The sequence below is a fragment of the Bacillus sp. 11C genome, from assembly GCF_055486375.1.
This window is the reverse complement of sequence record NZ_JBUPVZ010000003.1, coordinates 215,340-238,859: the sequence shown is the minus strand read 5'-3', so window position 1 is coordinate 238,859 and position 23,520 is coordinate 215,340. Positions and strand designations below refer to the sequence as shown.

23 protein-coding genes are annotated in these 23,520 nt (G+C 44.7%); 15 read left to right on the top strand and 8 right to left on the bottom strand.

Annotated features, from left to right (window positions below):
- The first annotated feature begins 5 nt into the window (after positions 1 to 5).
- Entirely contained in the window at positions 6 to 974 is a 969-nt protein-coding gene (locus ACY3LV_RS06195) for an aromatic acid exporter family protein (RefSeq protein ID WP_148961988.1), read from the top strand.
- A 51-nt stretch (positions 975 to 1,025) separates the two neighbouring features.
- The gene (locus ACY3LV_RS06190) at positions 1,026 to 1,559 is read left to right on the top strand and encodes a L,D-transpeptidase (RefSeq protein ID WP_148961987.1); all 534 of its coding nucleotides are present in this window, start codon (positions 1,026 to 1,028) and stop codon (positions 1,557 to 1,559) included.
- Positions 1,560 to 1,579: 20 nt separating this feature from the next.
- On the opposite strand, the gene prli42 is transcribed toward ACY3LV_RS06190, so the two are convergent.
- Positions 1,580 to 1,672 carry a stressosome-associated protein Prli42 gene (gene prli42, locus ACY3LV_RS06185; RefSeq protein WP_003226489.1) on the bottom strand — a complete coding sequence of 31 codons (93 nt, stop codon included), beginning with the start codon at positions 1,670 to 1,672 and terminating at the stop codon, positions 1,580 to 1,582.
- An 89-nt stretch (positions 1,673 to 1,761) separates the two neighbouring features.
- Between prli42 and mce the strand changes: the two genes are divergently transcribed.
- The 3 genes from mce to ACY3LV_RS06170 are packed head-to-tail and all read left to right on the top strand — an operon-like array spanning position 1,762 to position 4,830.
- Entirely contained in the window at positions 1,762 to 2,181 is a 420-nt protein-coding gene (gene mce, locus ACY3LV_RS06180) for a methylmalonyl-CoA epimerase (RefSeq protein WP_148961986.1), read from the top strand.
- Positions 2,174 to 3,697: an acyl-CoA carboxylase subunit beta gene (locus tag ACY3LV_RS06175; protein WP_333561932.1), complete on the top strand. Its 1,524-nt coding sequence runs from the start codon at positions 2,174 to 2,176 to the stop codon at positions 3,695 to 3,697. Before mce ends, ACY3LV_RS06175 begins: the two co-directional genes overlap by 8 nt.
- Positions 3,698 to 3,714: 17 nt before the next feature.
- Positions 3,715 to 4,830, top strand: a complete 1,116-nt coding sequence (locus ACY3LV_RS06170) for a tripeptidase T (RefSeq protein ID WP_333561864.1) — start codon at positions 3,715 to 3,717, stop codon at positions 4,828 to 4,830.
- Between the two features lie 49 nt (positions 4,831 to 4,879).
- On the opposite strand, the gene ACY3LV_RS06165 is transcribed toward ACY3LV_RS06170, so the two are convergent.
- From ACY3LV_RS06165 to mifM, 3 genes are all read right to left on the bottom strand, one after another.
- Positions 4,880 to 5,608 (bottom strand): YqjF family protein, encoded by a 729-nt coding sequence (locus ACY3LV_RS06165; protein ID WP_464863533.1) that lies wholly within the window; start codon positions 5,606 to 5,608, stop codon positions 4,880 to 4,882.
- A gap of 1,183 nt (positions 5,609 to 6,791) precedes the next feature.
- Entirely contained in the window at positions 6,792 to 7,619 is an 828-nt protein-coding gene (locus ACY3LV_RS06160; RefSeq protein ID WP_464863532.1) for a membrane protein insertase YidC, read from the bottom strand.
- A 29-nt stretch (positions 7,620 to 7,648) separates the two neighbouring features.
- Positions 7,649 to 7,936, bottom strand: a complete 288-nt coding sequence (gene mifM, locus ACY3LV_RS06155; RefSeq protein WP_075746683.1) for a membrane protein insertion/folding monitor MifM — start codon at positions 7,934 to 7,936, stop codon at positions 7,649 to 7,651.
- A gap of 72 nt (positions 7,937 to 8,008) precedes the next feature.
- Here mifM and ACY3LV_RS06150 point away from each other — a divergent pair, with 72 nt between their 5' ends.
- Together ACY3LV_RS06150 and gndA are read left to right on the top strand one after the other, a co-directional pair.
- A complete protein-coding gene (locus ACY3LV_RS06150) occupies positions 8,009 to 9,253 on the top strand; it encodes a DNA polymerase IV (RefSeq protein ID WP_333561867.1) in 1,245 nt (414 codons plus the stop codon).
- A gap of 109 nt (positions 9,254 to 9,362) precedes the next feature.
- Positions 9,363 to 10,772: an NADP-dependent phosphogluconate dehydrogenase gene (gndA, locus tag ACY3LV_RS06145; RefSeq protein WP_148961980.1), complete on the top strand. Its 1,410-nt coding sequence runs from the start codon at positions 9,363 to 9,365 to the stop codon at positions 10,770 to 10,772.
- A 110-nt stretch (positions 10,773 to 10,882) separates the two neighbouring features.
- On the opposite strand, the gene zwf is transcribed toward gndA, so the two are convergent.
- Positions 10,883 to 12,352: a glucose-6-phosphate dehydrogenase gene (zwf, locus tag ACY3LV_RS06140; protein WP_464863531.1), complete on the bottom strand. Its 1,470-nt coding sequence runs from the start codon at positions 12,350 to 12,352 to the stop codon at positions 10,883 to 10,885.
- Between the two features lie 226 nt (positions 12,353 to 12,578).
- Between zwf and rnz the strand changes: the two genes are divergently transcribed.
- Together rnz and rpmG are read left to right on the top strand one after the other, a co-directional pair.
- Positions 12,579 to 13,502 (top strand): ribonuclease Z, encoded by a 924-nt coding sequence (rnz, locus tag ACY3LV_RS06135; RefSeq protein ID WP_333516976.1) that lies wholly within the window; start codon positions 12,579 to 12,581, stop codon positions 13,500 to 13,502.
- A gap of 81 nt (positions 13,503 to 13,583) precedes the next feature.
- Positions 13,584 to 13,733 carry a 50S ribosomal protein L33 gene (gene rpmG, locus ACY3LV_RS06130; protein ID WP_003226511.1) on the top strand — a complete coding sequence of 50 codons (150 nt, stop codon included), beginning with the start codon at positions 13,584 to 13,586 and terminating at the stop codon, positions 13,731 to 13,733.
- 42 nt (positions 13,734 to 13,775) lie between these two features.
- On the opposite strand, the gene ACY3LV_RS06125 is transcribed toward rpmG, so the two are convergent.
- Together ACY3LV_RS06125 and namA are read right to left on the bottom strand one after the other, a co-directional pair.
- Positions 13,776 to 14,537: an alpha/beta fold hydrolase gene (locus ACY3LV_RS06125; RefSeq protein WP_202327280.1), complete on the bottom strand. Its 762-nt coding sequence runs from the start codon at positions 14,535 to 14,537 to the stop codon at positions 13,776 to 13,778.
- Between the two features lie 109 nt (positions 14,538 to 14,646).
- Positions 14,647 to 15,663, bottom strand: a complete 1,017-nt coding sequence (gene namA, locus ACY3LV_RS06120) for an NADPH dehydrogenase NamA (protein WP_333561870.1) — start codon at positions 15,661 to 15,663, stop codon at positions 14,647 to 14,649.
- Between the two features lie 173 nt (positions 15,664 to 15,836).
- On the opposite strand from namA, the gene ACY3LV_RS06115 reads away from it, so the two are divergent.
- On the top strand, positions 15,837 to 17,471 hold the full coding sequence (locus ACY3LV_RS06115) for a M20/M25/M40 family metallo-hydrolase (protein WP_333561871.1): 1,635 nt from the start codon (positions 15,837 to 15,839) through the stop codon (positions 17,469 to 17,471).
- 41 nt (positions 17,472 to 17,512) lie between these two features.
- Here the strand turns inward: ACY3LV_RS06115 and proC are convergent, their stop codons facing one another.
- Positions 17,513 to 18,343 carry a pyrroline-5-carboxylate reductase gene (gene proC, locus ACY3LV_RS06110; RefSeq protein WP_333561872.1) on the bottom strand — a complete coding sequence of 277 codons (831 nt, stop codon included), beginning with the start codon at positions 18,341 to 18,343 and terminating at the stop codon, positions 17,513 to 17,515.
- Between the two features lie 403 nt (positions 18,344 to 18,746).
- On the opposite strand from proC, the gene ACY3LV_RS06105 reads away from it, so the two are divergent.
- From ACY3LV_RS06105 to ACY3LV_RS06085, 5 genes are all read left to right on the top strand, one after another.
- The gene (locus ACY3LV_RS06105) at positions 18,747 to 19,706 is read left to right on the top strand and encodes an MBL fold metallo-hydrolase (protein ID WP_333561873.1); all 960 of its coding nucleotides are present in this window, start codon (positions 18,747 to 18,749) and stop codon (positions 19,704 to 19,706) included.
- A gap of 5 nt (positions 19,707 to 19,711) precedes the next feature.
- Positions 19,712 to 20,491: an SDR family NAD(P)-dependent oxidoreductase gene (locus tag ACY3LV_RS06100; protein WP_087990629.1), complete on the top strand. Its 780-nt coding sequence runs from the start codon at positions 19,712 to 19,714 to the stop codon at positions 20,489 to 20,491.
- Between the two features lie 78 nt (positions 20,492 to 20,569).
- Positions 20,570 to 21,904: a D-serine ammonia-lyase gene (gene dsdA, locus ACY3LV_RS06095; RefSeq protein ID WP_464863530.1), complete on the top strand. Its 1,335-nt coding sequence runs from the start codon at positions 20,570 to 20,572 to the stop codon at positions 21,902 to 21,904.
- A 71-nt stretch (positions 21,905 to 21,975) separates the two neighbouring features.
- A complete protein-coding gene (coaA, locus tag ACY3LV_RS06090; RefSeq protein ID WP_087990627.1) occupies positions 21,976 to 22,935 on the top strand; it encodes a type I pantothenate kinase in 960 nt (319 codons plus the stop codon).
- Between the two features lie 4 nt (positions 22,936 to 22,939).
- Complete coding sequence (locus ACY3LV_RS06085; RefSeq protein ID WP_464863529.1) at positions 22,940 to 23,326, top strand: VOC family protein; 387 nt, start codon at positions 22,940 to 22,942, stop codon at positions 23,324 to 23,326.
- Positions 23,327 to 23,520 lie beyond the last annotated feature (194 nt).

The window sequence follows — 23,520 nt, the reverse complement described above, 5'->3', positions numbered from 1 at the left end:
CCGACATGTTTAAAATTGGTTACCGCACAATAAAGACAGCGCTTGGAACAGCTTTGGCTATTTATTTAAGCCAGCTATTGCATTTGCAAAACTTCGCATCAGCAGGAATCATCACCATTTTGTGCATTCAAATCACACAAAAACGGTCGCTTCAGGCATCGTGGGCCCGCTTTGCGGCATGCTGTTTGGCAATTCTTTTTTCTTATCTCTTTTTCGAGCTGATTGGCTATCACCCGTTTGTTATCGGAGCGCTCCTTTTGATATTCATCCCGATAACGGTCCTGTTAAAAATTAATGAGGGAATCGTCACAAGTTCCGTTATTATTCTTCATCTGTATATGTCGGGCGGCATAACGCTTGCTTTCATTTGGAATGAAGTTCAATTGATTACGGTTGGTATCGGCGTCGCTCTTTTGATGAACTTGTATATGCCGAGCCTTGACCGGAAGCTGATTGCCTATCGCAAAAAGATAGAGGATAACTTTGCCGTTATTTTCGCAGAAATAGAGCGGTATTTGTTAACTGGTGAGCAAGATTGGACTGGAAAAGAAATTCCGGAAACACATCAGCTCATCACGGAAGCTAAAAACCTGGCATACCGAGATGTGCAAAACCACATTCTGCGCTACGAAAATTTGCATTATCATTATTTTAAAATGAGAGAAAAGCAATTTGAAATTATCGAACGCCTTCTCCCTAAAGTGACTTCTATCTCCATTACGGTAGATCAGGGAAAAATGATCGCAGCATTTATTCACGATTTACGGGAAGCGATACACCCGGGAAATACGGCGCACAAATTTCTGAAAAGGCTTGCCGATATGAGAAAAGAATTTGAGGAGATGCCGCTTCCGGCGACAAGAGAGGAATTTGAAGCGAGAGCCGCTCTCTTCCATCTTCTCGGGGAAATGGAACAATATTTAGTGATTAAAAGTTATTTTAAAGGAATAAAAGCGCAAAAATCACTCGCATGATTCGCATGAGCTCTTCCTTCATTGGTCAACCTAATGAAAAAGGAGGAGCTTATGCGTTTTTTCTTATGTTCGATTTTTATCATGATGATGTCACCGATTTGGCCGCTCGGCGACAATCCGCTGCCGGGTGATCCGTATGTCATTGTCAACAAGAGAACAAACGAACTCGCTGTCATCCTCGACAACAAAGTAGAAGGCGTGTACAGCGTGGCGACCGGAAAAACAGACGATTTAACGCCTGAAGGAGAATTTTCGATAACAGTAAAAGCGGCGAATCCTTACTACAGAAAGAAAAATATTGAAGGGGGATCTCCTGACAATCCGCTTGGAGCAAGATGGATCGGATTTGACGCGAAAGGGACAGACGGGCGGATTTATGGAATTCATGGGACAAACCGGGATGAATCGGTAGGGAAATTTGTGTCTAACGGCTGTATACGTATGCATAACGATGAAGTCGTTCATTTGTTTAAAACGATTCCGGTGGGTACGAGAGTGTTGATTACGGACGACTCCCGCTCTTTTGAAGAGATTGCCATTGAACATAAAGCTCTGATAAAAAAGCAGGATGTTCCCATTCAATAAGGCTGCCTGCTTTTTTATCATTATAAGAACATGACGATTCCTGAGAGTACAGTTGAAAGAATAAAAACTCCCAAAATCACGATCAAAACGCTTTTCATCAGTTTTTGAGACATGATTTCACTCCTTAGACAATCTGTCTATATTTTAGCGTGTTTTGAGGGGGCGGACAAGTAATATCTATTGGCGGAAAGCAGGGATGAAAATGAACAGGCTTGACCATATCGGGATAGCCGTTTTTTCGATAGAAGAAGCGAGAAGCTTTTATGAAGACGTATTGGGGCTTGCGTTTCTCCATCAAGAAACGGTTGAAGAGCAAAAGGTGAATGTTGCTTTTTTTCAAGCGGGAAGCGTCAAGCTGGAGCTGATTGAGCCGCTGACATCTGACAGCCCCGTCCGTTTCTTTTTGGAGAAGAAAGGGCAGGGGGTGCATCATGTTGCATTTTTATGCACCAGCTTATCTGAACAGCTGCAAGCATTGTCTGACCGGCAAGTTCAATTGATCGACAGCTATCCAAGACAGGGAGCAAACGGGAAATGGATCGCCTTTCTTTCACCGCGGGAAACAAACGGCGTTCTTGTAGAGCTTTGCGAGCCGAAAGGAGAAACCAATGAACATGAATGAGCACATTGATCATTTATACACGAGGCGCAGGCAGGCAGAACAAGGCGGAGGACATGAAAAACTGGCCCAGCAGCGGCAAAAGGGAAAGCTCACCGCTCGTGAAAGGATCACATTTCTTCTTGATCAGGGCAGCTTTATCGAGCTGCGTCCCTTCATGGAAAGCCAAGCGCTAACAAGAGAACAGCGCATTTTAGGCGATGGGGTCGTAACAGGGTACGGCACAATTGACGGCCGCTCTGTATATGTATTTGCGCAGGACTTCACAGTGTTCGGCGGGGCGCTCGGCGAAACCCATGCCAAAAAAATCTGCGCTCTGATGGATCTGGCAGCAAAAAATAAGGCGCCGATTATCGGGCTGAATGACTCAGGTGGTGCGAGAATTCAAGAGGGTGTGGTATCATTAGATGGATACGGTCACATATTTTACCGAAACGTCTTATATTCAGGAGTCATTCCGCAAATATCGGTTATTTTAGGGCCGTGTGCTGGAGGCGCTGTATATTCTCCGGCCCTCACAGATTTTATCTTTATGGCTGAAGAGACCGGCCGGATGTTTATTACCGGGCCGAAGGTGATTGAAAAAGTGACAGGAGAACAGGTAGATGCGGAGAGCTTAGGCGGAGCGGGGATACATAATGCCGTCAGCGGGAACGCCCACTTTTCCGGACATACGGAGAAGGAGGTTCTGACAGGGGTGAAAAAACTGCTGTCTTATTTGCCGCTGAAGGGCCAGACAACAGTGCCGCAGCCAGAGAAAGAGGTCTCAAGGCCGTTATTAAACCGTCTCGTGCCCGCTGACACGACAAAGCCGTATGATGTGCGGACGGTGATTAAAGAGCTGGCAGATCGGCAGTCTTTTTTTGAAATTCAGCCGTTTTTTGCGAAAAACATTGTCATCGGGTTTGCAAGGCTGGGTGAAAAAACAATCGGCATCGTGGCGAGCCAGCCGAAGCATCTGGCGGGCAGCCTGACGATTGACGCTGCTGATAAAGCAGCGAGATTCATCCGTTTTTGTGACGCCTTTGACATACCGTTGTTAACTGTCGAGGATGTTCCGGGGTTTCTGCCCGGTGTTCAGCAGGAGCATAACGGAATTATCAGGCACGGCGCAAAATTATTGTATGCCTATGCAGAAGCGACCGTCCCAAAAGTCACGCTCATTATCAGAAAAGCGTACGGCGGCGCCTATGTCGCTATGAACAGCAAAGCAATCGGAGCGGACCTTGTGTTTGCATGGCCGAATGCTGAAATCGCAGTGATGGGATCAGAAGGCGCGGTATCAATTTTGTATGAAAAGGACATAAAAGCTTCAGCCGACCCTGAAAAGACAAAACGTGAAAAAACGGCTGAATACAAAAAGCAAAACGCCGGCCCATACAAAGCGGCGGCCTGCGGAATGGTCGATGACATTATTTTGCCGGAAGAATCAAGGAAAAGACTGATTCAAGCTTTTCACATGCTTGCACATAAGACAGAAGAGAGACCGAAAAAAAAGCACGGTAACATACCGCTTTAACATGGAGGGACTTACAAATGGTGAATGAAAAACGCCTGCTGGAAGAATTTTTAGAGCTTGTCCAAATTGACTCAGAAACAAAACACGAAGCAGAAATTTGCAAAGTGCTGAAACGAAAATTTTCTGATTTAGGTGTGGATGTAAAAGAAGACGATACAATGGATATCACTGGTCATGGAGCCGGAAACCTGATCTGCACATTAAAAGGAACAAAACAAGCAGATACGATCTATTTTACATCTCATATGGACACAGTTGTACCCGGAAACGGCGTAAAACCGGTTGTTGAAGAAGGCTATGTCAAAACAGACGGCACTACAATTTTAGGCGCTGATGATAAAGCGGGGCTGGCTGCAATGTTTGAAGCGATTAAAGTACTGAAAGAAGATAACATTGAGCACGGCACGATTGAATTCATCATCACAGTAGGTGAGGAATCAGGCCTGATCGGAGCGAAGGCGCTTGACCGTTCTATGATCACGGCATCCTACGGCTATGCCCTTGACTCAGACGGAAAAGTCGGGAATATCATTGTGGCCGCGCCGACACAGGCGAAGGTAAGAGCGGCAATTTACGGGAAAACCGCACATGCCGGGGTTGAACCTGAAAAAGGCGTTTCTGCCATCACAATCGCTAGCAAAGCCATTTCAAAAATGCCATTGGGCCGCATCGATAAAGAAACAACAGCAAACATCGGCCGGTTTGAAGGCGGCACACAAACAAATATTGTGTGCGATGAAGTCCATATTCTTGCGGAAGCACGTTCTTTAGTTCCTGAGAAAATGGAAGCTCAGGTTCAAAAAATGAAAGCTGCTTTTGAAGCGGCCGCTGCTGATATGGGCGGACGCGCGGAAGTCGAAATTGAAGTGATGTATCCGGGCTTCAAATATCAAGACGGCGACCAAGTTGTTGAAATTGCGAAGAAAGCGGCAGCTAAAATCGGGCGCCCGAGCGAGCTGCAAACAAGCGGCGGCGGAAGCGACGCGAACGTGATTGCAGGTCATGGCATTCCGACGGTCAACCTTGCTGTCGGTTATGAGCAAATTCATACAAAGAATGAAAAAATGCCGATCGAAGAACTCGTTAAAACCGCAGAAATGGTTGTTGCCATTATTGAAGAGGCGGCGAAATAAAAAAGGAAAACCCGAGCGGACTAGCACCGCATCGGGTTTTTTCTTGCATTCAGCGCCATTGCCTAAGCGGCCAAAATAACACGTCCTGTTTTTTAGTGTAATGAAGCAAAGGGGCTGACTCTGGCAATGAAATGTCGTGAGCTTCAGCTATCGTATTGACTGAAAACTTGGCTTGGGCATTTTGTAACAGCCAAGGATGATGATGAATGTCTTCGTAATAGAGCTTGTTGCGATAAGTAGTGTAGAGTCTGTATCGTTCCGTCAGCCAATAATCGAGAGAATCCTCTTCCGCTGTAAAAGGAGCTGAAATGGGCCGGTATGCGGAGCGGAATGCTGCTTCTCCGTCGCCTCTCCGCTTGCAGACATAGTCAATGCCATCACCATTTTTTTCAGCTTTCATATCCGCGTAAAAATAAGGTAAATGAAAGAACGTGGAAGCGCCCAGGACTGCCAGCCGATGATCAGCATCTAAGCTGAAAAAATAAATGCCGGGCTTGCCTTTATATGTGACATAGGTGCGGAAGTTAAGCTCAGGAAATGCACGTGCACCGGGAAGGGCAGGAAGAAAACGGGCTCTCAAGTTCGTGAGCATAAAGGGAAGCATGCTGACCCAAGCTTGTCCGTTATATGTATCTAACTCTAAAACCGGCGGTACTATAGCGCGAAGAATAGAGACATCAACAGGCCAGTGGGCAAATAAGACATCATTCCATGTTTGTCTCATGATCCACATTCCCTCAGGCACAGACATATTTTTTTGCTGAAAGCGTTCCGTCACGTATATGCTCCTTTCATTTAGATATGAGTAAGGTATTCCCGGTTTCCATCTTTTTAAACGAAGCTGATAGAGAAAACACAAGTAGACACTTATAATCCATATTTAGTTGTTATAGGTCTCCTTACAGTGCGATCTTATGGCAAATTTCCTTTTTAATTAAAATGACTGATTTTAATAGGTTCTATAGGTTTTCATCTCGCGATTGGTTCTTTAAGGGGCTTGTATCATTTGCAATGATTGCCTTAAAATAACTTTGGAATGACATTAATATTTGCTTCTGGCTCTATATTTAAGGGCAACAATTAAGTGAGGGATAAATTATGGCAGTACTCTTACGAAATATTGACTATATTATAACTTTCTTTTTGGCTATATTTTTCATATTTAAATTAGTTCAAGAAATTAAAAACAAAAAAAGACTTTCTTTATCAATCGTTTTTTTGCTTATCAGTACCTATTTTCTAATCAAAGCTTTCTTTATCATTAGCATATTCATTGGATAGACCATAGATACCTTAATAGTTATAGACTTAATTCAGTTAAAGTATAGTACTAAAAATGTATAAGGAGAAGGGAAGTAGATTGTTTGAGTTTTACAGAAGAAGCCTTAATATGTTGTTATAAAAGTTAAAAATGCAGGTGTTAGGCTAAAGTATGTATTCTGACGTGTTTTGTTTCGCGGTGTAATTTCCATAACTTATTGGATTAATGTAAGGTGAAAGAAATTCTCGGTCACTGTCTAAAGGAATTCACTTACATCCTTTTTTGAATATTTCTTCAATCGTATTGATTTTCATTATGCTTAAATTGATTTATTAGACGATTATCTTAATTGGTTGAAACTGAATTAGTTGGTTGTGGATTTTAATTAGATACGCTAGATTAATGTATTCTCTAATAAACATTGTCAATTGTCACACGAGTCTGATCTTTCCTTTTAGTATATCTGATCCTACATTTTGAAAAGCTTTTTACATATATAATGATATGAAAACTCCTCAATCATGGTTGATTCTGCTCCATTTATTGGACATTGACGAGGTTTAGCTCAGTTGATTTGTTGCCTTTTTTTATATACGTTTTTTAGATTTTTTCATAAAAATACCCCTTTAAGTAAGTAGGACTCTGCTTCTCCGGTCCACTTACTTAAAGGGGATAATATCAACAAATATGGAACTGCTTTTTATTTCACCGGCTCAGTAAGAGCGGCTGCTTTTTTCGTTTTATGGTGTGTCATCTGAAGGACGATGTTTTGCACTGTCAGGAACAGCCCGCTTGTGAACCAGTACAGCGGAAGGGCTGCAGGAACATTAAGCGAGAAAATTGTCATCATCACAGGGAAAATGAACACCATCAGTTTGGCTGATTGCTGAGCTGCAGGGTTTTGCGGAACAGCGGAATATTTTGCGCTCAGTTTTTGAGCAACATAGGCCTGAATAAAGTACATAGCTCCCGCACTAAGAGACACGAGAATATCAGATTGTCCTAAACTGAACCATAAAAACGAGTGTGACGCAATTTCAGGTGTAGAGCGAATCGCGTAATAAAACCCAATCAAAATAGGGAACTGAATCAGCATTGGGAGACATCCCATGGCAAGCGGATTGATATTGTGCTCCTGATACAGCTTCATCATTTTCGTTTGCAGTTCTTTTTGCTGTTCTGGGTCCTTCGTCTTTTTCAATTTGTCCTGAATGCTGTCAACCTGAGGTTTAATAACCGCCATTTTCTCTTGGAACAAACGCTGTTTTTTAAACTGATTGACAAACAAAGGCAGTACAACCACACGCACAATAATGGTTACGAGAATAATAGACAGTCCGTATTCTCCGTGAAACAGTCCGGCAACACCTTTAAGCAGAGCGGAAAACGGTTCGATTAAATAGTCGTGGAAAAAACCGACGTTGCTGAGGCCTCCCACCTGATTAGTCGCCGCAAACGCTGCATTGCCCGAGCATAATACGATCATAAAGATTCCTACAGCCAAAAGTTTTTGATATGTTTTTACCAATTTGTTCTCCTCCTTTTTATAAATGCGGTTTATAAAAGAAGGGAACTGGCGTCTTCATCATCGTTCACAGGCGAATTCATGCGGAAGACTTTACGTATCCAAGTTGTAATGCGATGATATATAATAATGAGAAAGTCTGTTCGATTTATTTGAAAGACCGTCTGATGTTCGTCTGTTCGTTTTGATTTCCATTGCTCGCCGGCACGGCATTCTCGTAAAAGAAACGCAATCCCGATTGCTGTCAGAGCCGGAAGAATAATTGTGAAAAAATCGACTAAGAATAAAACGTCATTTATCGATTCCACAAACATTGTCATCACATCCATTCAATACCTTCATTTTACTATATGTACAAGCCGTTGTCTAATGAACGAAAAGGAGATTTATTTATGCAGGGAAAGGGCCGAATTATTTTCCATATTGATATGAATAGCTTCTATGCATCGGTGGAAATGGCATATGATCCGGCTCTTCGGGGGAAGCCGATCGCAGTTGCCGGAAATGTAAAGGAGCGAAAGGGCATCGTGGTGACATGCAGCTACGAAGCAAGAGCGCGCGGCGTTAAAACAACGATGCCGGTTTGGGAAGCGAAGCGCAATTGTCCTGAGCTAATCGTTCTTCCGCCGAACTTTGACCGCTATAGAAACTCTTCAAGAGCGATGTTTAACATCCTCCGTGAATATACTGACCTGGTGGAGCCTGTCTCCATCGACGAAGGCTATATGGATATGACCGATACACCATACAGCAGCCGCGCTCTGGAGACGGCAAAAGAAATCCAAAGCAGGCTGCAAAAAGAGCTGCTGCTTCCGTCAAGCATAGGGATCGCGCCGAATAAATTTCTCGCTAAGATGGGGTCTGATATGAAAAAACCGCTTGGCATCACGATTTTAAGAAAGAGACAAGTGCCTGATATCCTTTGGCCGCTTCCTGTTGGAGAGATGCACGGAGTCGGCAAAAAGACAGCGGAAAAGCTGAAGGGACTCGGCATTCATACGATTGGAGAGTTAGCTGCAGCTGATGAACACTCGCTGAAACGCCTGCTTGGCATCAACGGCCCGCGTCTTAAACATAAAGCAAACGGCATTCACCATGCGCCGGTTGACCCGGAACGCATTTACGAATTTAAAAGTGTCGGCAACTCATCGACACTTTCACACGATTCCAGTGATGAAGAAGAGCTGTTAGGCGTTTTCAGAAAGCTTTCCGCTTCCGTGAGTGATCGCTTACAGCGAAAGGAAGTCATGGCTTCGAAGCTTTTTATTATGATTAGATATGCAGATTGGAAAACCATCACGAGAAGCATCACGCTGAAAAATCCGATCGATCAAAAAAGTGAAATAATGAAAGAAGCGGAGCACCTCTTTTTTAAACACTGGAATAAAAATCCTGTCAGGCTGCTTGGTATTACCGGAACGGATTTAGTAGAAAAAGAACAGGCCTATAAGCAGCTCGATTTGTTCAGTTTTAATGAAGATGCGAAGGATGAGCCCATTCAGCAGATGATGGAAAAGCTGAATGATAGGTACGGATCCAAGCTGATCAGAAAAGGGGCAAGGATAAAAAAGGAGGAGAGCAAAACGAAGGGAACAAGCTTTAATAAAGATTTTTTTCAGGATGAAAAGAAAAGGTGAATAGCTTGAAAAAAAGGGTGAAAGTATGGTAATTTCTTTATTATAAATATCATTTTATTTTAATTTTAATTTTAAAATGATTAAACGTTTGCAGAAGGGACGTTAGAATATGTCAAAACAACAAATCGGAGTTATCGGACTTGCGGTCATGGGTAAAAATCTGGCTTTAAATATCGAGAGCCGGGGATTTTCTGTTTCTGTTTACAACAGATCAAGCAGTAAAACGGAGGAGTTTTTGCAGGAGGCAAAAGAAAAAAATGTTGTTGGCACATACAGCATTGAAGAATTTGTCCAATCCTTGGAAACACCGCGCAAAATCTTATTAATGGTGAAAGCGGGAACTGCAACAGATGCGACAATTCAATCTCTTCTTCCTCATTTAGAAAAGGATGATATTTTAATTGACGGCGGTAATACATACTATAAAGATACACAGCGCCGTAACAAAGAACTTGCAGAAAGCGGCATTCATTTTATCGGAACAGGCGTTTCCGGCGGTGAAGAAGGAGCGCTTAAAGGGCCTTCTATCATGCCAGGCGGACAAAAAGAAGCACATGAGCTTGTGAAGCCGATTCTTGAAGCGATTTCTGCAAAAGTTGACGGAGAACCTTGTACGACATATATCGGTCCAGACGGTGCCGGCCATTATGTGAAAATGGTGCACAACGGGATTGAATACGGAGATATGCAGCTGATCTCTGAATCTTACTTCATTCTGAGACAGGTGCTTGGCCTCTCAGCTGATGAGCTCCATGAAGTTTTCGCTGAATGGAATAAAGGTGAGCTTGACAGCTACCTGATTGAGATTACAGCTGACATCTTCACGAAAAAAGACGAAGAGACAGGCAAACCGCTTGTTGATGTCATACTTGATAAAGCAGGCCAAAAAGGAACAGGAAAATGGACAAGCCAAAGCGCGCTTGACTTAGGCGTTCCGCTTCCGATTATTACTGAATCTGTATTCGCGCGCTTTATCTCAGCGATGAAGGAAGAGCGTGTGAAAGCGAGCGGCCTTCTTTCAGGACCGGAAGTGAAGCCTGTTACAGAAAATAAAGAAGAGCTGATTGAAGCGGTCAGAAAAGCGCTGTTTATGAGTAAAATCTGTTCGTACGCGCAAGGATTTGCCCAAATGAAAGCTGCTTCTGAAGAATATAACTGGGATCTGAAATATGGCGAAATTGCTATGATCTTCCGCGGCGGCTGCATCATCCGCGCGGCATTCCTTCAGAAGATCAAAGAAGCTTACGATCGCGAACCTGAGCTCGACAACCTGCTTCTTGACAGCTACTTCAAAAATATTGTAGAAAGCTACCAAGGAGCGCTTCGCCAAGTGATTTCACTTGCTGTTGCCCAAGGTGTGCCGGTGCCATCATTCTCAAGCGCATTAGCTTACTATGACAGCTACCGCACAGCTGTACTCCCTGCAAACTTAATTCAAGCGCAGCGTGACTACTTTGGCGCCCATACTTATGAGCGTACAGATAAAGAAGGTATCTTCCATACTGAATGGATGAAGTAATAGTGAACCCCGAAGCGCCTTAGGTCTTCGGGGTTTTTTGGTTATTGAATGAGCGTTGACAGCCGCAAAAAAGCCGAAAATGCACTACAGCATTTTCGGCTTTTTCTGTATTATATATTCCACCAGTTCAAGCCGTCTTTCGCCAAAAGATCATCTGATTCTTTCGGTCCCATAGAGCCTGACTCATAGTTAGGAGATAAGGTTTTGTTTGCTGCCCATGTTTCAGAAATGGAGTCGACAAAGCTCCAAGACAGGGCAACTTCATCCCAGTGTGCAAAGTTTGTTGCATCTCCAAGAAGACAGTCATGAATTAACTTTTCGTATGCTTCAGGGGTGTTCATCTCATCATTGCAATTGCTGCAGTAATCCAGTTTGATTGGCTGCGCGTGTGCTGCTCCGCCGAGCTTTTTAGCGTTTAAGTAAAGCGTAATGCCTTCGTCAGGCTGAATATGGATCACGAGCAAGTTTGGATTCATGTTGTTTTCATTGCCGTAGTACAGGTTCATCGGAATGTCCTTAAATTGAACGACGATTTTCGTGGACTTTTCTTTCATTCGTTTTCCGGTGCGGATATAGAATGGAACACCAGCCCATCTGAAGTTGTCGATCAAGAGCTTTCCTGAAACAAAGGTTTCTGTATTTGAGTCAGGAGCGACATTATCTTCATCCGTATAAGCGGGGACCATCACACCGTCAATTTCACCGGCTTGATATTGTCCGCGTACAAAATACTCATCTACTTCGTCTTTTGCAACAGGGCGCAGTGCTCTCAGCACCTTCACTTTTTCGCTGCGGATTTCTTCTGTGTTCAATTTGATCGGCGGCTCCATTGCAAGAAGGGCAACCATTTGCATGATATGGTTTTGCACCATGTCGCGAAGGGCGCCTGATTTTTCGTAATATCTCGCACGGTCTTCGACGCCAAGTGATTCGCTAGATGTGATTTGAATATTTGAGATGTAGCGGTTCGTCCAAAGCGGTTCGAAAATCGCATTGGCAAATCGAATCACTTCAATGTTCTGAACCATTTGTTTGCCTAGGTAATGGTCGATTCTGTAAATTTGATCTTCTGTAAACGCTTCGCGGATTTCTTTGTTCAGTGCCTGTGCGCTTGGCAGATCATGGCCGAACGGCTTTTCAATGACAAGGCGGGACCAGCCTGTTGTTGCTGTCACACCTTCTGATTTTAATGTTTTTGCAATTGTCCCGAAGAATTCAGGAGCCATTGCCAAGTAGAACATTCTGTTGTTCGGAATTTGATATGTATCTTCCAGCTGGTTAAGCAATACGTTAAGCTCTTGATAAGAGCTAGGATTTGTCACGTCGAACGGGTGATAGTAAAAATGAGACGTGAAATCATCTATATGTTTATCTGCAGATGAGGAAATGGATGTTTTAACCGTTTGGCGAAGATCCTCATTAGACCAAGGTCTTCTTCCAACTCCTACTACTGCAAACTCTTCTCCTATTTGTCCGTTTTGATATAAACGGTGGATAGACGGATACAGTTTTCGTTTTGCTAAATCTCCCGTTGCGCCGAATATGACAATTACTGCTTTTGGTTGTTGGTTTGTTTTCACTAAAAGTACCTCACTTTATTCGAAGCTTTATTTTAGTACACCCCGTATATTTTCTTCATTTTAAATCTAAAATTGAACGAAAGCAAACATTTCAGCCCCTTTTTTTGCAGAATACCGTAAAAATGTCTCTAGAACAAAAGGATTGTTCCTTTCAGAGGCAAGATTCACATTTTACGCATGATCCTGTATTCTTGTAGGTAACTAGTTCTAGTAGGAGGAAGGAAATGTGGAATTACTTTTTTTAGGGACGGGAGCCGGCATTCCCGCTAAGGCGAGAAACGTAACGTCGGTGGCGTTAAAATTGCTTGAAGAAAGACGTTCGGTATGGCTGTTTGACTGCGGGGAAGCCACACAGCATCAAATTTTACATACCACGATTAAACCACGTAAAATCGAAAAAATCTTCATTACCCACATGCACGGCGATCATGTATACGGACTTCCAGGGCTTCTGGGGAGCCGTTCTTTTCAAGGGGGAGAGGACGAGCTGACCGTGTACGGACCTAAAGGGATCAAGGCGTTTATTGAAACAAGCCTTGCCGTCACGAAAACCCATCTGACATATCCGCTTATGATCAAGGAAATCGAAGAAGGAATCGTGTTTGAAGACGAGCAGTTTATGGTCTCGGCCGTATCTGTTATTCATGGAGTGGAAGCTTTCGGATACCGTGTGCAGGAAAAAGATGTGCCTGGTTCCTTAAAGGCGGATTTATTAAAGGAAATGAACATCCCGCCCGGGCCTGTGTATCAAAAAATTAAAAAAGGCGAAACGGTAACGCTTGAAGACGGGCGCATCATCAATGGGAATGATTTTCTGGAGCCTCCTAAGAAGGGAAGGGCTGTGGTATTTTCCGGAGATACGAGAGTAAGTGCTAAGCTAAAAGACCTTGCAAGAGATTGTGATGTGCTTGTTCATGAAGCGACCTTTGCTAAGGAAGATCGGAAGCTTGCTTATGATTATTTTCACAGTACAACGGAACAAGCGGCCGTAACAGCGAAAGAAGCAGGGGCGAAGAAGCTCATTTTAACCCATATCAGCGCCAGATATCAGGGGGATGCCTCTCTGGAGCTTCAGAAAGAAGCGGATGACGTTTTCCCGAACAGCGTAGCGGCTTATGATTTCTTAGAGGTAAACGTCCCCCGGGGCTGAGGCCAAGAGCTCTTATTTGACAATTTGTAATTATGTTGTATAATAAAACGTAATCATTACGCTTTATAAGGAGATGTTAATATGAGAGTCAATGTTACTTTAGCCTGCACTGAAACGGGAGACCGGAATTACATCACAACAAAAAACAAACGCACCAACCCAGATCGTTTAGAGCTGAAAAAATATTCACCGCGTTTAAAGAAATATACCCTTCATCGTGAAACGAAATAATAGAAAAGAAGACCGGGCGTACATACCCGGTCTTCTTTTATGTTAATTGACTGCCTGATAAAGTGGAGCAGCCTGCTGGCACGCTGCACACCATACATCATAAATAGCCAAATGAACGATATGAGGTTCATCATGATGGATGTTGTGAGAGCTGTTTTTAGCTTGAATCCAGCCGCTTTGATGAGATAGAGACAATATGCTGCTGTGCATGTTTAGCCACTCCTGTTCAGCGGTGAATTTCTCAGTCCGTTCACCCGATGACAACACAAGGAGAGGCATGTTTCCCAAATGGACTTGCTTCCGTTTGAGCTCCTGCAGGCTTCTTGAAAATTCTGCATGTGTGCCCTCAAGCATCATCTTTCTTGTATCAGCATTGTGCATTTCTTCAGGAATAAAGGAACAGCTTGCACAATCTCCTAAAGCTGGATCAAGGAGAACCATGCCGATAATATCTCGCTTGTTTTTGCAAGCCCATAAACCGGTGATGACAGCTCCATATGAATGTGAAACAGCCAGATAAGGAGGTTTTACATCTGCTGCTTTAAGCAAACTCTCCAATTCTTCCCCTTTTTGTTCAGCTGTTCGTTTAGCGCTGCTTTGTCCGCTTTTTCCTATTCCCGCCCGATCATATGTAAAAATGCCAAATTCATCATCAATGTCCGCTATTAATGGGTTCCACGTCTCAGAAGAAGTACCGTAGCCGGCCTCAAAGACAATCGTTACACCGCTTGATCCTCTCCGGTGTTGTGTATGAAACGCACATCCGTCAATTGTATATGTCTTTTCCATCCAAGCTGAGTTCATTGGAGTCATCTCCTCTAATTGGTTCTACTAGGGAGACGGAGAACCTGAGCTGATCGTTTCTCTAAAAATAAAAAAAGAGATATCCGTTTGAGGATATCTCTTGTGGGCATTACCAGCCTCTCTCATATTGAACAGGGGCCGGAATCTCTGTATTGAGCTGTTTCGCTGCTGTTCTTGCAAAGAAAGGATCCCGCAAAAGCTCTCTGCCGATAAAGATGAGGTCGGCACGTCCATTTTGCAGAATTTCTTCAGCCATTGAACCGTCTGTAATCATGCCGACAGCACCAGTTGCCATGTCGGCCTGTTCACGGATTTTCTCAGCGAAGCTGACTTGATAGCCGGGGAATACGTTAATGTCTGCGTGAACTAGGGCGCCTGAGCTGCAATCAATTAAGTCAACACCCTGCTCCTTCATCCATTTTGCAAAACCGATGTGATCGGCGATGTCTAAGCCTTTATCTGTATAGTCAGAAGCAGATACACGGACAAATAAAGGGCCGTTCCATACTTGTTTAACTTCATCAATGATCTCTCTTAAGAAACGATAGCGGTTTTCTGGTGAGCCGCCGTATTCATCTGTGCGATGGTTGGAAAGCGGAGATAAAAATTCGTGAATTAAGTATCCGTGCGCCGCATGAATTTCAATCATATCAAAGCCGGCTTCTTTTGCGCGGGCAGCCGCTTGTTTGAACTCGCGGATTGTTTCTTTTATTTTTTCTGCTGACATTTCTACAGGTGTTGCTGATTGTTCGTCAAACGCAATCGCCGATGGAGCGAAAATATCTCCTTCAAGCTCTGCTTTACGTCCGGCATGGGCAAGCTGAATGCCGATTTTTGAGCCTTGTTCTTTGACCTGCTCAGTCAGTTTGGCAAAGCCTTCAATATGCTCGTCACTCCAAATTCCTAAGTCTTGGTCTGTGATTCGTCCTTGAGGATTAACTGCTGATGCCTCGACAATAATCAGCCCGACCTGGCCGATTGCGCGCGATATGTAATGTGCCATGTGGAACGGCGTCAATTTTCCGTCCTTTTCATAAGAAGAGTACATGCACATTGGCGACATGACAATGCGGTTTTTTAACGTCATATCTTTCATGGTAATCGATGTGAATAATTTTCTGGCCATTTCTTTCGCCTCCCGTAAGGTTTTTAGAGGTTGATTATATCAAGTCATTTCTTTCCCGTCATATAAACTGCTCAAAAGATCCGTTTTTGTCAAACATTTCTGTATAATAGATATGGAATCATTTTATTTTTCAAGCTAGAAGCGTTTTTATACATAGGAGGGGGCGGAGATCGATGAATTGGCAGACGAAGGACGAATTGCTGACCCTTTTAACTTCTCTTGTGCAATACGAAAGCATCACCGGTTCGAAGGGAGAGGCAGCACTTGCAGAATATCTTTATTTTATTTTGAAAGACAAGCCTTATTTTCAAAAACATCCTGATGATGTAACACTTCATCCGATGGACGACGGCAGATCCTTTCTTACGGCTCTTGTCAAAAAGAAGAATGTCAAAAAGACAGTGCTTTTGCTGAGCCATTTTGATGTCGTGGACATAGAGGATTACGGAGAATTCAAACATATGGCTTGTAAGCCTGCTGAGCTTTTGAGTTCTTTTTTAAAGAAAAAAGAGCTGCTTCCGGAACATGTGAGAACAGACGCTGAAAGCGGAGACTGGCTGTTCGGAAGAGGCACGATGGATATGAAAGCAGGGCTTGCCGTTCAGCTGTCGATGCTGGAGCGGGCAATGAACGGCCAATTTGAAGGCAATCTGCTGTTGATTACGGTTCCTGATGAGGAAGTGAATTCGAGAGGCATGATTGAAGCGGTTCCTGTACTGAAGGAAATGGAGAAAAAGCATGATCTCTCATTTTCCGCTTGTCTGAATGCTGAACCGATGTTCGAAAAATTTCCCGGCGACCAGCAGCAATATATTTATACAGGAAGTATCGGCAAGGTGCTTGCGGGATTTTTCTGCAAGGGGATTGAAACCCATGTCGGAGAGCCGTTTTCAGGCATAAACGCAAATTTAATGGTATCGGAGATTAACCGCTTGCTTGAACTGAATTCTGATTATTGCGAGAAGGTTGAAGGTGAAGTCACCCCGCCGCCGGTAAACTTAATGCAAAAGGACTTGAAAGAGGCGTATTCTGTTCAGACACCGCATACAGCTGTCACGTTATTTAATGTGCTGTCCATGAAACGCTCAGCCAATGAACTGCATCAGATGCTGCTTAAAACCGCAGAACAGGCGGCGAGAGAAATAACCGCGAATATTAGGAAGAAAACACAGGATTTTCAGCAATTTGAGTCGTTTACGCCGATAGAACGCGACGTCTCTGTTTTGACATTTGATGAGCTGGCCGCGCGTGCGAGAAAGCGTGCCGGAAACTCTGAAATAGAGCGGGTTCTGAATTATGCCTTTGCCAACAGGGGAGATCTTGGGGACAGGGATTTTTCGACGAAAATGGTATCTGAGCTTGCTTCGCTTTGTAAGGAGGATGCGCCGCTGATTGTTCTTTTTTACAGCCCGCCGTTTTATCCGGCGGTTTCTTCAAAGGACGATCACTTGATTAGGAATACAGCTGATCAGCTTATGCATTATGCGGCTGACAGATACGGCATTGCGTTACAGGAGGTTCAGTATTTCCCGGGACTTTCAGACTTAAGCTATCTACAGCTCGAAAAGCAGGAAGTCGACGCATACACCAGCAATATGCCGCTCTTTAATAGAGGATATTCACTGCCAAGCGGCAAAGATCAGGCTTTATATATTCCGGTTTTAAATGTCGGTCCGGCTGGAAAAGACCCGCACAAATGGACGGAAAGGCTGTATATGCCTTATTCCTTTGAAGTGCTTCCCGATTTGCTTTCATTTACGATCTCCGCGCTATTAAAACCATCAGAAACTGCCAGCCGGCTGATTTAGGAAAAACAAAAGACAGAAGGCATTGTCCCTTCTGTCTAGGCTTACGTCTCTAAGGCGGCACCGGAAAACTGCTCTTTAATCTCGGCGCTGCGTTTAGCGGTTTCTTCAACACAGTGAATAATCGCTTCTTCAAAGCGTGAGCCCTGTAAAGCGCGAAGACCTGCCTCTGTTGTGCCTCCCGGACTCGTGATTTCCTTGCGCAGTTTTGCGGGCTGTTTGCCGCTTTGAAGGAGCATATCTGTTGCCCCTGCCATTGTCTGCAAAATGAGAGCCTTTGCCGTTTCCTCATCCAATCCTATTTTTTGCGCCGCTTTTTCCATTGCTTCAATATAACGGTACACGAAGGCCGGGCCGCTGCCGGCTATTGCCGTGACAGCGTCGAGATGCCGTTCCTCAACAAGTGTGGCATCACCGATTGTTTCCAATAAAGCTTTTGCGGCGGTCATATCTTCCTGGCTTGCTTCAGCGCTTACGGAAAATCCGGTTGCTGATTTGCGGATGGCTGCAGATGTATTAGGCATGACGCGAATGACCGCGAGCTTTCTGCCAAAATAGTGCTGAATAGTTTCTATGGTAAGACCTGCAAGTACTGAAATCACAAGCTGGCCCTTGATATACGAACGGATGCTGTCAATGCTTTCCGCTGCGTCCTTCGGTTTAAAAGCGAGGATGATGATATCGGTTTGAGTGAAAAACTCATTTTTATCTCTGCAGGGACACACGCCGTACGTTTTCTTTAATTCAATCAAACGCTCGTCATTTGAGCGGTTTGTGATATAGATATGTTCTGGTTTTGTGATGCCGCTTTGCAAAATACCGTTAATCATTGCTTCTGCCATGGACCCGGCGCCGACAAATCCTATCTTTTTCATTGATATCCTCCTTTAATCAGAACAGCAAAAAACCTTTTCATCACGTAAAGGACGAAAAGGTTCGCGGTACCACCCTCATTAGCACAAGTTGTGCTCAGCTCTAATCCCGTAACGAGGGAAACGTTTAGGTTTTCCTAACCGCGACTTGAGGGCAGGTTCTACAAACAAGCGGACCGCAATGCCTTTCAGCCGGGGGCATCGCTCTCTTAGGCCATTGCCTTGTATACTATTCCTCGTCATAGCGTTCCAATGGTTCTCGTTTTAGTTTGTTGTTCATTATGCAATGGCGGACAAGCTCATGTCAATAGCTTTTTCAAAAAGGGACTTTCTCATTCGGCAATAATGACACAAGACTGAGAAAAAGCTAAAATATGAGTAATGAATGAAGACAAGGAGCGAAAGGATGACAACTGCAGATGTTATGACGATCCGCGTCCCGACACCCTTTGCTGTGGGCGATGTTATCGTTTATCTCGTAAAAGGTGATGCGCTGACACTTATCGATGCCGGGCCGAATACAAAAGAGGCTGTTAGAGCCCTTCAAGAGCAGCTTGCGGCTGTAAATGTGAAAATGTCAGATATCGAGCAGGTTGTACTGACTCACCATCATGCTGATCATGCAGGCTTGCTTGATGCCTTTTCTGATAAAATCGAAGTGATTGGGCATCCGTTCAACGAACCTTATATCAGCCGAAATCAAGCTTTTAGGGATTGGCAAAAATGTTTTTTTCAAAAGCTTCTGCCTGAATTAGGCGTTCCGTTTGATACGGGAAAGACAGAAAAGCTGATTCGGTCAGCGTACGCGTTTTCCTGTACGAGATCCCTGACGAAAACAGTCAGAGAAGGGATGAGCGTTGATGGGCTTGGGGGCTGGACTGTTTTGGAGATGCCTGGACATGCTGAATCGCATATTGTTCTTTTCCATGAAAAAAGCGGTAGAATGCTTGGCGGCGATCTTCTGCTGGCCAACAGCTCGTCTAATCCGATTTTGGAAGCGCCGAAAACGGGAGACATAAGATCAAAGCCTTTAGTTGATTATCAGCGGTCATTGCGAAGGCTGTCTGAACTTGATCCAACAATCGTGTTTCCCGGCCACGGCGAGACGATCACCAACGTACAGGCGCTGATAGAGAAGCGTTTTGACAAGCAGAGGAACAGGACGGAGGAGGTACGGCGCATGCTGGATGAAAAGCCGATGACCGCTTTTCAGGTCTGCCAGCAGCTTTTTCCTGCTGTGTATGAAAAGGACTTATTTTTAACGATGTCAGAAACGGCAGGGCATCTTGATGTGTTGGCGGCTGAAGAATCCATCACGTCATATTGGGAAGGAAATACTGCATATTTTAGAACAATGAAGAGGTGAAATGGATGAAGCATATAGCGGGAAAGCGGATATGGATAACCGGCGCTTCAGGAGGGCTCGGTGAAAGAATCGCATACTTATGCGCGGCTGAAGGAGCCCATGTCCTGCTGTCGGCAAGACGTGAGGAGCGTTTGATAGAAATTAAAAGGAAGATAACCGAGGAATGGAGCGGACAGTGTGAGATTTTCCCTCTGGATGTCGGCAGCCTAGAGGATATCGCCTGTGTCCGCGGTCAGATCGGCTCGGTTGATGTACTGATTAACAATGCGGGCTTCGGTATATTTGAAACGGTTTTAGACTCGACGCTGGATGATATGAAAGCGATGTTTGATGTGAATGTCTTCGGCCTGATCGCCTGTACAAAAGCGGTGCTTCCGCATATGCTTGAGCAAAAAAAGGGCCATATCATCAATATCGCTTCTCAAGCGGGGAAAATTGCAACACCGAAGTCGAGCCTTTATTCCGCGACAAAACATGCCGTGCTCGGCTACTCAAACGCTTTGCGGATGGAGCTGGCGGGAACAGGCATTTATGTGACAACAGTCAATCCGGGACCGATTCAGACGGACTTTTTTTCCATTGCTGATAAAGGCGGGGAATACGCCAAAAATGTGAGCCGCTGGATGCTTGATCCTGATGACGTGGCAGCTCACATTACAGCTGCTATTTTCACGAACAAACGGGAGATCAATCTTCCGCGTTTCATGAATGCCGGCACCAAGCTGTATCAGCTGTTTCCAGCTCTCGTTGAAAAGCTGGCAGGACGCGTGCTTATGAAAAAATAATGGTGGAACTGCCTGTGGTGAGATGGCTTGTTCGCATACCCACAGGCAGTTTTTTATAGAGGAAGGGAGAATCATTGGATGTCAATCAATCAAGAAGCCCTTCATGTTCTGCTCAAAGATCCGTTCATTCAGAAACTGATTGACGCAGAGCCTGTATTCTGGGCAAATTCCGGCAAGAAAGAGAGCCCGTTATTTCACGCAGATGAGTGGGAAAGCGAGATAGCGGGAGCGGAAAATAGGCTGCGGCGGTTTGCTCCTTACATTGCCGAGGTGTTTCCTGAGACAAAAGATGCCAAAGGAATAATCGAATCTCCGCTTTTTGAAATGCAGCATATGAAGGGAAAACTGGAAGCGGCATATCAGCAGCTCTTTCCGGGAAGATGGCTTTTAAAGTGCGACCATGAACTTCCGATTTCAGGATGGATTAAAGCGCGGGGCGGGATTTATGAAGTGTTGAAGCATGCTGAAATGCTGGCGCTTCAAGAAGGAATGCTTCAGGAAAACGATGATTACCGCATCTTACAGGAAGAGCGGTTTGCCGCGTTTTTCTCCCGCTATTCGATCGCTGTCGGTTCGACAGGAAACCTTGGATTAAGTATCGGCATCATCGGTGCGACACTCGGATTTCGCGTGACAGTGCATATGTCCGCTGATGCCAAGCAGTGGAAAAAGGATCTCCTTCGCCAAAAGGGTGTCACTGTCATGGAGTATGAATCAGATTACAGTGAAGCGGTGAAAGAAGGGAGACGGCAGGCGGAGCAAGATCCATTTTGTTATTTTATTGATGATGAACATTCCCGTCAGCTGTTTTTAGGATATGCTGTTGCCGCCGGCCGATTAAAAACGCAGCTCGACTGTATGAATATACAGCCAAGTCTGGAGACACCGCTGTTTGTGTATCTGCCGTGCGGAGTCGGTGGAGGGCCGGGCGGTGTGGCATTTGGGCTGAAGCTTTTATACGGCGACCATGTCCATGTGTTTTTCGGAGAACCGACTCATTCACCGTGTATGCTGCTGGGGCTTTATTCCGGCCTCCACGAGAAGATTTCCGTCCATGATATCGGTCTGGATAATCGGACGGCTGCTGACGGGCTTGCTGTAGGAAGGCCGTCAGGGTTTGTGGGCAAGCTGATTGAACCGTTGCTGAGCGGCTGTTATACCGTAGAGGACAATACGCTTTATGCCTTGCTTCATATGCTGGCTGTATCTGAAAGTAAATATTTAGAGCCCTCTGCTCTTGCCGGCATGTTCGGGCCCATTCAGCTTTTTTCGACAGACGAAGGAAGGCTATATAGTCAGAAGCATAACATGGAACATGCCGTACATGTCGTCTGGGGAACGGGAGGAAGCATGGTTCCAAAAGAAGAGATGTCCGCGTATAATCGAATCGGTGCGGATTTGCTGAAAAAATAAGCAGACAGTGAAAGGGTTTTCCGTTACAATCTTTGTAAGGGTTTTAACCTACAGAGAGTCAGGTGTAAACAGTGAAAAATAAAGAGCTTAACTTACATACTTTATATACACAGCACAATCGCGAGTCTTGGTCTGGTTTTGGGGGACATTTGTCGATTGCTGTATCTGAAGAAGAGGCAAAAGCCGTGGAAGGGCTGAATGATTATTTATCTGTTGAAGAAGTGGAAACGATTTATATTCCGCTTGTTCGCCTGCTTCATTTGCATGTGAAGTCAGCCGCCGAGCGCAATAAGCATGTCAATGTTTTTTTGAAGCACCCTCATTCAGCCAAAATTCCGTTTATTATTGGCATCGCCGGCAGTGTGGCAGTCGGAAAAAGCACGACGGCGCGGATATTGCAGAAGCTGCTTTCGCGTTTGCCGGACCGCCCTAAAGTGAGCCTTATCACGACAGATGGTTTTTTATTTCCTACAGCCGAGCTGAAAAAGAAAAATATGCTGTCACGAAAAGGGTTTCCCGAAAGCTATGACGTAAAGGCGTTGCTCGAATTTTTGAATGACTTAAAATCAGGAAAAGACAGAGTAAAGGCTCCGGTGTATTCCCATCTCACCTATGACCGCGAGGAAGGGGTGTTCGAGATTGTAGAACAGGCCGATATTGTGATTATCGAAGGCATTAATGTTCTTCAGTCGCCCACCTTGGAGGATGACCGGGAAGATCCGCGTATTTTTGTCTCCGATTTCTTTGATTTTTCGATTTATGTGGACGCGGACGAAAGCCGGATTTTCACATGGTATTTAGAGCGTTTTCGTCTGCTTCGGGAAACTGCTTTTCAAAATCCCGATTCTTATTTTCATAAATTTAAAGACTTGTCTGATCAGGAGGCTGACGAGATGGCAGCTTCGATTTGGCAGAGTGTCAACCGGCCTAATTTATATGAAAATATCTTGCCGACTAAATTCAGGTCCGATCTCATTTTGCGTAAGGGGGACGGGCATAAGGTGGAAGAAGTGCTGGTAAGGCGGGTGTAATATCGTGCACCATATTGAACTGTATGTCTCCGATTTGGAAGCGTCTCGGCGGTTTTGGGGATGGTTCTTAACAGAACTTGGCTATAAAGAGTATCAAAACTGGGGCTCAGGCATTAGCTGGAAGAAAGATCATTTTTATCTTGTGATTGTGCAGGCGAAAGAGCCATTTCTCGAGCCGGCATACCACAGATGCCGTGTCGGGCTGAACCATCTCGCCTTTCATGCTGAATCCAAGCTTCAAGTTGACCAGATGACCGAAAAACTGATGGAAAAAGGCTATCGTGTGTTGTACCGGGACCGCCATCCTTTTGCCGGAGGAGACGAGCATTATGCCGTTTATTGCGAGGATCCGGACCGGATGAAGGTAGAGCTCGTTGCCCCAAGCGGTTAATTATGGTCTTCGGACAGGCTGTTAAGCTTTTCCTCAATGCGATCCAGCTGCGCTTTTCGGTTCTTCGCGTACTTGAAGCCTGTAACAGCTGCAAAGATGACAGCGGCAACATAATAAATACGAAAAGCTGAAACATCCCATTGCCTATATTCGTGTTCATCACCCCATTGTTGCGGGAGAGATTGGTTCTCTCC

What these genes read in the sequence shown, in the direction of transcription:
- ACY3LV_RS06195 (WP_148961988.1), top strand. Translation starts at nt 6, where the DNA reads ATGTTTAAAATTGGTTACCGCACAATAAAGACAGCGCTTGGAACAGCT.
- ACY3LV_RS06190 (WP_148961987.1), top strand. Translation starts at nt 1,026, where the DNA reads ATGCGTTTTTTCTTATGTTCGATTTTTATCATGATGATGTCACCGATT.
- prli42 (WP_003226489.1), bottom strand. Translation starts at nt 1,672, where the DNA reads ATGTCTCAAAAACTGATGAAAAGCGTTTTGATCGTGATTTTGGGAGTT.
- mce (WP_148961986.1), top strand. Translation starts at nt 1,762, where the DNA reads ATGAACAGGCTTGACCATATCGGGATAGCCGTTTTTTCGATAGAAGAA.
- ACY3LV_RS06175 (WP_333561932.1), top strand. Translation starts at nt 2,174, where the DNA reads ATGAATGAGCACATTGATCATTTATACACGAGGCGCAGGCAGGCAGAA.
- ACY3LV_RS06170 (WP_333561864.1), top strand. Translation starts at nt 3,715, where the DNA reads ATGGTGAATGAAAAACGCCTGCTGGAAGAATTTTTAGAGCTTGTCCAA.
- mifM (WP_075746683.1), bottom strand. Translation starts at nt 7,936, where the DNA reads ATGACAATGTTTGTGGAATCGATAAATGACGTTTTATTCTTAGTCGAT.
- ACY3LV_RS06150 (WP_333561867.1), top strand. Translation starts at nt 8,009, where the DNA reads ATGCAGGGAAAGGGCCGAATTATTTTCCATATTGATATGAATAGCTTC.
- gndA (WP_148961980.1), top strand. Translation starts at nt 9,363, where the DNA reads ATGTCAAAACAACAAATCGGAGTTATCGGACTTGCGGTCATGGGTAAA.
- rpmG (WP_003226511.1), top strand. Translation starts at nt 13,584, where the DNA reads ATGAGAGTCAATGTTACTTTAGCCTGCACTGAAACGGGAGACCGGAAT.
- ACY3LV_RS06125 (WP_202327280.1), bottom strand. Translation starts at nt 14,537, where the DNA reads ATGAACTCAGCTTGGATGGAAAAGACATATACAATTGACGGATGTGCG.
- namA (WP_333561870.1), bottom strand. Translation starts at nt 15,663, where the DNA reads ATGGCCAGAAAATTATTCACATCGATTACCATGAAAGATATGACGTTA.
- ACY3LV_RS06115 (WP_333561871.1), top strand. Translation starts at nt 15,837, where the DNA reads ATGAATTGGCAGACGAAGGACGAATTGCTGACCCTTTTAACTTCTCTT.
- proC (WP_333561872.1), bottom strand. Translation starts at nt 18,343, where the DNA reads ATGAAAAAGATAGGATTTGTCGGCGCCGGGTCCATGGCAGAAGCAATG.
- ACY3LV_RS06105 (WP_333561873.1), top strand. Translation starts at nt 18,747, where the DNA reads ATGACAACTGCAGATGTTATGACGATCCGCGTCCCGACACCCTTTGCT.
- ACY3LV_RS06100 (WP_087990629.1), top strand. Translation starts at nt 19,712, where the DNA reads ATGAAGCATATAGCGGGAAAGCGGATATGGATAACCGGCGCTTCAGGA.
- dsdA (WP_464863530.1), top strand. Translation starts at nt 20,570, where the DNA reads ATGTCAATCAATCAAGAAGCCCTTCATGTTCTGCTCAAAGATCCGTTC.